The 5,944-nt window shown below is 70.7% G+C and carries 5 protein-coding genes and 1 pseudogene; 4 read left to right on the forward strand and 2 right to left on the reverse strand.

The genetic code is table 11. From position 1 onward, the window contains the following. The 3 genes from AWZ10_RS23665 to AWZ10_RS23675 form a co-directional block, all read left to right on the forward strand. The coding region (locus AWZ10_RS23665) for an aminotransferase-like domain-containing protein (RefSeq protein WP_159058329.1) at nt 1-848 on the forward strand (848 nt) is incomplete at its 5' end. A gap of 18 nt (nt 849-866) precedes the next feature. Next, a complete protein-coding gene (locus AWZ10_RS23670) occupies nt 867-1,313 on the forward strand; it encodes a GNAT family N-acetyltransferase (RefSeq protein WP_046705609.1) in 447 nt (148 codons plus the stop codon). 106 nt (nt 1,314-1,419) lie between these two features. Further along, nucleotides 1,420-1,995 carry a histidine phosphatase family protein gene (locus AWZ10_RS23675; RefSeq protein WP_046705610.1) on the forward strand — a complete coding sequence of 192 codons (576 nt, stop codon included), beginning with the start codon at nt 1,420-1,422 and terminating at the stop codon, nt 1,993-1,995. 34 nt (nt 1,996-2,029) lie between these two features. Here AWZ10_RS23675 and AWZ10_RS53835 read toward each other — a convergent pair. Next, nucleotides 2,030-2,350 (reverse strand): annotated as a pseudogene (locus tag AWZ10_RS53835) (DUF6314 family protein); the annotation flags it as partial. A gap of 91 nt (nt 2,351-2,441) precedes the next feature. On the opposite strand from AWZ10_RS53835, the gene AWZ10_RS23680 reads away from it, so the two are divergent. Next, nucleotides 2,442-4,925 (forward strand): alpha-L-arabinofuranosidase C-terminal domain-containing protein, encoded by a 2,484-nt coding sequence (locus AWZ10_RS23680; protein WP_060891999.1) that lies wholly within the window; start codon nt 2,442-2,444, stop codon nt 4,923-4,925. A 106-nt stretch (nt 4,926-5,031) separates the two neighbouring features. Here AWZ10_RS23680 and AWZ10_RS23685 read toward each other — a convergent pair whose 3' ends face one another. Beyond that, nucleotides 5,032-5,796, reverse strand: a complete 765-nt coding sequence (locus AWZ10_RS23685; protein WP_079104437.1) for a LysR substrate-binding domain-containing protein — start codon at nt 5,794-5,796, stop codon at nt 5,032-5,034. Nucleotides 5,797-5,944: the final 148 nt, after the last annotated feature.

Genomic DNA, 5,944 nt, shown 5'->3' on the forward strand with positions numbered 1-5,944 from the left:
CCGTGCTGGTCGAGTCGCCCACCTATCCGGGCATGCTGGCGATCGCGCGGGCGGCCGGGCTGCGGCCCGTTCCGGTGCCGGTGGACGCGGACGGCGTCAGACCCGCCCTGCTCGCCGACGCGTTCAGGGCGTCCGGCGCCCGGGTCTTCGTCTGCCAGCCGCTCTTCCAGAACCCCACCGGCGCCGCCCTGTCGGTCGACCGCAGGGGTGAGGTGCTGCGGATCGCCCGCGAGGCGGGGGCCTTCGTCGTGGAGGACGACTTCGTGCGCCGTCTCGTGCACGAGGACGCCGGACCGCTGCCCGGGCCGCTGGCGGCCGACGATCCCGACGGCGTGGTCGTACACGTCTCCTCGCTGACCAAGGCGACCTCACCCAGCTTCCGGGTGGGCGCCCTGGCCGCCAGGGGCCCGGTTCTGGAGCGGCTGCGCGCCATCCAGGTCGTCGACACCTTCTTCGTACCGCGACCCCTCCAGGAGGCAGCCCTCGAACTCGTCGGCTCACCCGCCTGGCCCCGCCATCTCCGGGCGGTCTCCAGGGAGTTGAGGAACCGCAGGGACACGCTGACCTCCGAACTGCGGATGCACCTGCCCGAACTCGCCCTGCCCCACATCCCCTCCGGCGGCTACCACCTGTGGCTGCGTCTGCCGGACGGCACCGACGAGCCCGCCCTGGTCGCCGCGGCCCTCCGCGCGGGCGTGGCCGTCACCCCCGGCCGCCCCTACTTCAGCGCCGAACCCCCGGCCGGGCACCTGCGGTTGAGCTTCGCCGGGGTCGCGGGCACGGGGGAGATCGCCGAAGGGGTACGGCGGCTGAGGGCGGCCGTAAACGGTTCGACAGCGGGCCTGTGACCTGCGAACGTCCACGCCATGAGCGACGAGTCGACCCTGCTCGGTCTGCCCGAGGGCTACGAGATCTCCGACGACCCCGACCGCGTCGACGTCGGACGGGTCCACCACTGGCTGTCCACCGACGCGTACTGGGCCCTCGGCCGGCCCCGCGAGAAGCAGGAGGGCGCGATCCGCGGATCCCTCAACTTCGGCGTGTACGAGGCGGGTTCGGGGGAGCAGGTGGCGTACGCGCGGGTGGTGACCGACCGGGCCACGTTCGCGTGGCTCTGCGATGTGTACGTCGACCCGTCGGCGCGTGGGAAGGGGCTGGGTACCGCCCTGGTCGCGGCCGTGCGCGAGCACCTGCGGCCGTACGGGCTGCGGCGCATACTGCTCGCCACGCACGACGCGCACGGCGTCTACGCGAAGCTCGGGTTCGAGCCGCTCGCCAAGCCGGATCAGTGGATGGCGCTCGTGTTCGAATGAGGCGCCGGTAGCGACGACGAGTACCCGGGGTGGAGCGGCGAATACCTCGGGTAACTCCTGAGTAATGCCTCTTGACCTGCGCAGTCCTCCGTTCCACCATCGCCGCATGCCATTTCGGGTCACGTTCGTCGCCGCCGCGCGCTGCTCCTCGCTGCTCGCGGAGCGTTTCGAGGACGACCGGCCGCTGGACCAGGCCGGCTGGGACGAAGTGCAGCGCGCCGCCCATGAGCTGGTGCCGCTGGCCGCGGCCGAGCTGCGCTACTGCTCACCCACACCCCGCAGCCGGGCCACCGGGGACGCCCTCGGCTACGCGCCGCTGGGCCAGCCCGCGCTGCGGGACTGCGACATGGGCCGCTGGCGCGGCTTCACGCTCGGGGAGGCCATGGCCCGGGAGCCCTCGGCCGTGGACGCCTGGCTCGCCGACCCGCACTCCACGCCGCACGGCGGCGAGTCGCTGATCGCCTTCATCTCCCGCATAGGAGGCTGGCTCGAAACCCGTCCCGTGGGCGAGGGCGGCCGTGTCGTCGCCGTGGCCGAGCCGTCCGTGCTGCGCGCCGCCCTCGTCTACGCGCTGAAGGCCCCGCCGTCGTCGTACTGGAACATGGACATCCCGCCCCTGTCGACCGTCACGATCGCGGGTCACGCGGGCCGCTGGAACCTGCGGCTGGGCGCCGCGCAGTAGGCGGGGTCCGGGCTCCGACGGGTGTGGCCGGTGAGGGGCGGCCGGCGCCGAAGCGGAACTCCGCGGTGCCGGGGACGGGGCCCGGCAGGAAACGCGGAGTGCGTCCGGCGAGGCGTGGGACGCCCCACCGGACGAAAGTTCCGACCTCCCGGTGGAGGGGACCGCCGCCTTGTGACGGGCCGAAAACGGTCGTTCCCGTCCAGTGCCCCTTGCGCCCGCTCGTCAGGTCCCGCACGGACCGCAGGACCCGCCACCTCCCGGAGAGATGCGCCAGTACATCGGGAACTGGCAGGAAATCGCCCGTGCGTCCTTCCCCTCCGACACTTTCGGTGCTGTGTGACCCGTTGACGCTGATCTGTTCACCTCCCTATGTTGCCGTTCGATGTGTTGATCATTGTCTGATATTTCGAACAACTCCAGACCCCACCCCGAGCCGCGGAGTATCCATGTCACGCAGCACCCGCACCCGTTGGAGACTCGGCCTCACCGCCACCGCCTTCCTCGTGGCGGCCGCCTCCGTCCCGGCCCCCGCACACGCCGAGGACGTCACCGACTACGCGATCACCGTCGACCCGTCCGCCGACGGCGCGAAGATCGACGACACGATGTACGGCGTCTTCTTCGAGGACATCAACCGGGCCGCCGACGGCGGTCTGTACGCCGAACTCGTGCAGAACCGGTCCTTCGAGTACTCGACCGCCGACAACCGCGCCTACACCCCCCTCACCTCCTGGGCCGTCGACGGCACCGCGCGGGTCGTGAACGACACCGGCCGCCTCAACGAGCGCAACCGCAACTACCTCTCCCTGAGTGCCGGTTCGTCCGTCACCAACGCCGGTTACAACACCGGGGTCCGCGTCGAGGAGGGCAAGAGGTACAACTTCTCGGTGTGGGCACGCGCCGAGAGCCGTACGACGCTGACCGTCACCCTCCAGGACGCCGACGGAACGCTGGCCGAGGCCCACCAGGTCGCGGTCAAGGGCGGCTGGGCCAAGTACAAGGTCCGTTTCAGGGCGACGCGGACCAGCTCCGACGGCCGTCTGACCGTCGCCACCGCCGACGCCGCAGCCGTCGACGAGGTGTCCCTCTTCCCGCGCGACACCTACAAGGGTCACAAGAACGGTCTGCGCCAGGACCTCGCCGAGAAGATCGCCGCGCTGGAGCCGGGCTTCGTCCGCTTCCCCGGCGGCTGCCTCGTCAACACCGGCTCCATGCAGGACTACAGCGAGGCCTCGAACTGGGAGCGCCAGCGCTCGTACCAGTGGAAGGACACCATAGGCCCCGTCGAGGAGCGCGCCACCAACGCCAACTTCTGGGGCTACAACCAGAGTTACGGCCTCGGCTACTACGAGTACTTCCAGTTCTCCGAGGACATCGGCGCGATGCCGCTGCCCGTGGTGCCCGCCCTCGTCACCGGCTGTGGCCAGAACAGGGCCACCGACGACGAGGCCCTGCTCCAGCGGCACATCCAGGACACGCTCGACCTCATCGAGTTCGCCAACGGGCCGGTGACCAGCGAGTGGGGCGGGAAGCGGGCGCAGATGGGCCATCCGAAGCCCTTCCACCTCACCCACCTCGGCGTCGGCAACGAGGAGAACCTGCCGAACGAGTTCTTCGCCCGCTTCCAGAAGTTCCGGGCCGCCATCGAGGCGAAGTACCCCGACATCACGGTGGTCTCGAACTCCGGCCCCGACGACACGGGCACCACCTTCGACACCGCGTGGAAGCTGAACCGCGAGGCGAACGTCGACCTGGTCGACGAGCACTACTACAACAGCCCCCAGTGGTTCCTCCAGAACAACGACCGCTACGACTCCTACGACCGCGGCGGCCCGAAGGTCTTCCTCGGCGAGTACGCCTCCCAGGGCAACGCCTTCAAGAACGCCCTCTCCGAAGCCGCGTTCATGACCGGCCTGGAGCGCAACGCCGACATCGTGAAGCTCGCCTCCTACGCACCGCTCCTCGCCAACGAGGACTACGTGCAGTGGAGCCCCGACATGATCTGGTTCAACAACAGGGCCTCCTGGAACTCCGCCAACTACGAGACCCAGAAGCTCTTCATGACCAACGTAGGGGACCGTGTGGTGCCGTCGACGGCCACGGGTACGCCGGCCCTCTCCGGCCCGATCACCGGCGCCGTGGGCCTGTCCACCTGGGCGACGACGGCGGCGTACGACGACGTGTCGGTGACCTCGGCGGACGGCGCGAGCCTGCTCACCGACGACTTCGGCGGCGACGCCTCGAAGTGGACCCATACCGGCAGGGGCAGCTGGAGCATCCAGGACGGGCAGTACGTGCAGACCGACGCGGCCGCCGAGAACACCATGGTCTCGGCCGGTGACACGGCCTGGCACGACTACGACCTGAAGGTGAAGGCCACCAAGAAGTCCGGCAAGGAGGGCTTCCTCGTCGCCTTCGGCGTCAAGGACACGGGCAACTACTACTGGTGGAACCTCGGCGGCTGGAACAACACCACCAGCGCGGTCGAGCAGGCCGTGGACGGCGGCAAGTCGTCGCTGATCTCCAAGCCGGGCACGATCGAGACGGGCCGCGCGTACGACATCGAGGTCAAGGTGCGCGGGCGGCAGGTGACCCTGCTCCTCGACGGCAAGGAGTGGGGCGGCTTCACCGACGACAAGCCGGCGGAACCGTTCCGGCAGGTCGTGACGCGTGACGCCGGGTCCGGTGACCTGATCGTCAAGGTCGTCAACGCGCAGGCCTCGGCGGCGCGTACGGCGATCGACCTCGGGGGTGCGAAGGTGCGCTCCAAGGCCCGGGTGACCACGCTTTCGGCGGCGCCGGACGCGGTGAACACGGAGACGGCCACCCCGGTCGCGCCGGTGACGTCCACGTTCAGTGGGGTGGCCGAGGAGTTCAGCTACACGTTTGCGGCCAACTCCGTGACGTTCCTGAGGATCAGAGAGCGGTGATGGTGAGGGTGGCCCGGGGTCTGTGAGCCGGGCCAGGGTGTGCGGGGGCTGGTCGCGCAGTTCCCACGCCCCTCGTGGGGCCTTCGGCCCCTCCCAGGGTCGCTTCTCACGAGCGGCGGCGGGGCTTTCCGGTCTTGCCGCCGCTCTTGGCGTTCCTGCCGCCGGACGAGCCGCCTCGGGGGTTTCGGGCGGTCGGCCTGGCCGTCGTGGGCTGGCGTGGACGCTTGGCCTTCGGGGGCTGCTTCTCCTCCGGGGCCTGGGTGCGGCCGCGTGAGCTGTTGACCGTTCGGCCCCGGACGATGCCGATGAAGTCCTCGACCAGGTCGGTGGTCGCGTCCTGCGGCCAGGACAGGGCGACGCGGGACTCGGGGGCGTCCGTGACCGGGCGGTAGGTGAGGTCCTTGCGGTGGTGGAGCCGGGCGAGCGACTGGGGGACGACGAGCAGCCCGATCCCGGCCGCCACCAGTTCGATCGCGTCCTCCGTGGTGGCGGGGCGCTCGAACGCCGGCTCACCCGGCGGACGCTCCCAGCCGAGGGTGTCGTCGAGCGGATGCAGCACGACCTCGTCCGCCAGGTCCTCGGTGGTCACCTCGTCGACCGCCGCGACGACGTGGTCCTGGGGGACCACGACCACCGTCGTCTCGGTGTAGAGGGGGATCGCGCTGAGGTCGGTGTCGTCCACCGGCAGCCGCACGAAACCGGCGTCGGCGCCGCCGTCCCGCAGGACACCGAACGCCTCGGTGGCGGACACCTGGAGGAGGGTCAGGGGGACGTCGGGCAACCGCTCGTTCCAGATCCGCACCCACTTGGTGGGCGTCACTCCCGGGACGTACGCGAGCCGGAACGAAGGGGATGCTTCCGAGCCTGTCACGGGACCAGGCTAACGGGCGGGGGCACGGGTCCGGCACCGCGGGCGGCCAGGTGCCCGGCCGGCGGCCACGGATGCGGCGGGTGGCCACGGATACGGCGGCGGGTGGCCACGGGTACGGCGGCGGGTGGCCACGGGTGCGGCGGGTGGC

Origin of the sequence: Streptomyces europaeiscabiei, assembly GCF_001550375.1 — a bacterium.
Taxonomy (GTDB): domain Bacteria; phylum Actinomycetota; class Actinomycetes; order Streptomycetales; family Streptomycetaceae; genus Streptomyces; species Streptomyces europaeiscabiei.